Origin of the sequence: Pseudomonas sp. PB106, from assembly GCF_009764645.1 — a bacterium.
Classification (GTDB): Bacteria; Pseudomonadota; Gammaproteobacteria; order Pseudomonadales; family Pseudomonadaceae; genus Aquipseudomonas.
On the sequence record NZ_RWIM01000104.1, the window covers coordinates 1 to 3,031 of the forward strand.

The following is a 3,031-nucleotide window of genomic DNA, read 5'->3' on the forward strand; positions in this document are numbered from 1 at the left end:
AGCAGTGAAACGATGCATCGCCGATGGTAGTGTGGGGTTTCCCCATGTGAGAGTAGGTCATCGTCAAGATTAAATTCCGAAACCCCAATTGCGAAAGCAGTTGGGGTTTTGTTTTGCCCGCAGGAAAAGCATCTGCTGGGTTTCTATGCAACGGCCCGGGGCATAGCTATCATTCGGGCCTCATTGTGAGGCGAGACCTGCATGTTGACGTTGTTGAACCTCCTGAAGGATGGTCGATTCCATTCTGGTCAGGATCTGGGAGCCGCCCTGGGAATAAGTCGAAGTGCGGTATGGAAGCAGCTTCAGCATCTTGAGGCAGAGCTTGGCTTGTCCATCCATAAGGTTCGAGGAAGAGGCTATCAACTGGCTGCGCCCTTGATGCTGCTCGACGCTCTAGCGATATCTGCCATGTCGCCAGATTGGCCGGTCACCGTTCTGGATTCGGTCGACTCGACTAATGCTGAGGCGTTACGTGTCATCGGCCAAGGTGGATTAGCGCCATTTCTAGTGCTCGCGGAACGACAGGTCTCGGGACGTGGGCGAAGGGGGCGCGTATGGATAAGTCCGTTTGCTGAAAATCTCTATTACAGCCTTGTCCTGCGTATTGATGGCGGGATGCGCCAGCTTGAGGGCTTGAGTCTTGTTGTGGGGTTGGCTGTGTTGCAGGCGCTGCGAAGTTTCGGCGTAGCGAGTGCCGGATTGAAGTGGCCCAACGATGTCTTGGTTAGCAACAAGAAAATAGCCGGCATTCTCCTCGAGCTCGTCGGGGATCCGGCGGATGTTTGTCATGTGGTGTTGGGTATCGGCATCAACGTGAATATGCAGAGAGCTGACGAAGTCGGTCAACAATGGACCTCGATACGACTCGAGTCTGGCAGGAACAGTGATCGTAATACCTTTGTGGTTGAACTCAATAGGCAGTTAAGCACCTATATTCAGCGTCATCAGATGGATGGTTTTTCGGCACTCCAGGTGGAATGGGAGGCAAATCATTTGTGGCAGGACCATTCGGTGTCGTTGATCGCGGGCTCCACTCAAATAGATGGCGTAGTGCTTGGAGTTGATAGTCAGGGTGCGCTGCGCCTGAAGGTGGATGGCGTGGAAAAAGTCTTTAGTGGTGGTGAGCTCAGCCTGAGGTTGCGTGATGATTCTTGAGCTCGACTGTGGGAACAGCTTTATTAAGTGGCGAGTATTGAAAGTCGCAGATGGTGCTTTGTTTTCAGAAGGTGTGGTCGACTCTGACCTGGTATTACTCGATAGTTTGAGGGCTGTTGAAGGGCTAGCCCTCCGCAAGTGTCGCGTGGTCAGCGTCAGGACTGCTGAGGAGACTGGTGCACTAATCGGCATTATCGAGCAGGAGTTCGGTATTGCCGTTGTGTGTGCGGAGTCGGCTCGTGAAATGTCAGGGGTGAAAAATGGTTATGAAGATTATGAGCGCTTGGGTCTTGATCGCTGGCTGGCAATGCTTGGTGGGTTTCATCTGGCATCGGGCGGCCCTTGCCTCGTACTTGATTTCGGTACAGCGGTAACTTCTGACTTTATTGCCGCTGATGGCGCGCATCTTGGCGGATTTATTTGTCCAGGAATGCCATTGATGCGAAATCAGCTGCGTACCCACACTCGGAAAATTCGATATGGAGATTGGGCAGCTGAGCGCGCGCTTTCCAGTAATGCGCCGGGGCGGACGACCGTTGAAGCGGTAGAGCGCGGCTGTTCATTGATGTTGCGAGGTTTCGTATTGACCCAGCTGGAACTGGCGCGATCCTATTGGGGGAGTGACTTCGCGATCTTCATAACGGGTGGTGATGCCGAGTTGGTCGCAAGCGTAGCGCCTGAGGCCAGGGTTGTTCCCGACTTGGTATTCGTGGGCTTGGCTATGGCATGTCCTTTTTCCTGAGGTTTGTATGCGTTGGTTGTTCCTCCTGCTTCTTGTTCTTAATGTTTTCTATTATGTCTGGCATCAGCAGGAGGCGCCCTTGCGGGCGAAGGATGTTACTCCTCTCAGTTTGTATCGCAGTTCTCAGCAAGATATTCGGTTGCTCAGTGAAACGACCAGTGAGGTTAAGGAGGGACGGGGTGCTCGGCGCCAGGACTGCCTGTTCCTGGGGGGGATGCCCCGGCAAGATTCGATCTCGGCGCTTCAGCAGCGATTAGCTGAAATGGGAGTTGATGCGCAATCTTCAACAAAAAGTGACTTGGGGGCTGGATATTGGCTGGTCGTTGCCCCTCAGAGCCAGCGTTTGTTAGGGGATGCGCCGTTGCAAAACCTTTCCAAGGAATTCAATGAGTTAAAACATAAAATATTGCTGTGCGAGGGGGTTGCACCTGCTGAATAGTTTGCATAGAATGGCGCCCGCTCCACAGCGAAGACCTAAACAGGGAGTCAACGTGAAGTGATGTCAATGCAGCTAACCTCAGGTTTTTAAATGAGAAAATGCTTGACAGGGGTTTGGCATAGTATAGAATGCCGGCCTGATTAGGAGGGGTTCCCGAGCGGCCAAAGGGATCAGACTGTAAATCTGACGTCTACGACTTCGAAGGTTCGAATCCTTCTCCCTCCACCAGATTTGAGCGTGAGCTGCAGGCTCCGCGGGTATAGTTTAGTGGTAGAACCTCAGCCTTCCAAGCTGATGATGCGGGTTCGATTCCCGCTACCCGCTCCAAGTTTGCAGGTTGTGCAAAGTGTTTTGCTCTTGTAGCTCAGTTGGTAGAGCACACCCTTGGTAAGGGTGAGGTCAGCGGTTCAAATCCGCTCAAGAGCTCCATATAACAAGGCAGATATGAAAATATCTGCCTTTGTTTTAATGGTTGATATTGTTTGTCTAATTTCTTCTGTAGAGGGTGATATCGATGGCTAAGGAAAAATTTGATCGTTCCCTGCCCCACGTCAACGTTGGGACCATTGGTCACGTTGACCACGGTAAAACCACTCTGACCGCTGCTCTGACTCGCGTCTGCTCCGAAGTTTTCGGTTCGGCCGTAGTTGAATTCGACAAGATCGACAGCGCTCCAGAAGAAAAAGCTCGCGGTA

4 protein-coding genes and 3 tRNA genes are annotated in these 3,031 nt (G+C 52.2%); all 7 read left to right on the plus strand.

The genetic code is table 11. From position 1 onward, the window contains the following. Positions 1–201 precede the first annotated feature (201 nt). The gene (gene birA / locus EJA71_RS13830; protein WP_158957696.1) at positions 202–1,155 is read left to right on the plus strand and encodes a bifunctional biotin--[acetyl-CoA-carboxylase] ligase/biotin operon repressor BirA; all 954 of its coding nucleotides are present in this window, start codon (positions 202–204) and stop codon (positions 1,153–1,155) included. Then, a complete protein-coding gene (locus EJA71_RS13835) occupies positions 1,145–1,897 on the plus strand; it encodes a pantothenate kinase (protein ID WP_158957698.1) in 753 nt (250 codons plus the stop codon). The genes birA and EJA71_RS13835 overlap by 11 nt, the downstream gene beginning before the upstream one ends. Before the next feature lie 7 nt (positions 1,898–1,904). Then, positions 1,905–2,336 (plus strand): hypothetical protein, encoded by a 432-nt coding sequence (locus EJA71_RS13840; protein WP_158957700.1) that lies wholly within the window; start codon positions 1,905–1,907, stop codon positions 2,334–2,336. A 143-nt stretch (positions 2,337–2,479) separates the two neighbouring features. Beyond that, positions 2,480–2,564, plus strand: a tRNA-Tyr gene (locus tag EJA71_RS13845). 25 nt (positions 2,565–2,589) lie between these two features. Next, a tRNA-Gly gene (locus EJA71_RS13850) sits at positions 2,590–2,663 on the plus strand. Positions 2,664–2,689: 26 nt separating this feature from the next. After that, a tRNA-Thr gene (locus EJA71_RS13855) sits at positions 2,690–2,765 on the plus strand. Between the two features lie 85 nt (positions 2,766–2,850). Next, the coding region (locus EJA71_RS13860) for a GTP-binding protein (RefSeq protein WP_232244373.1) at positions 2,851–3,031 on the plus strand (181 nt) is incomplete at its 3' end.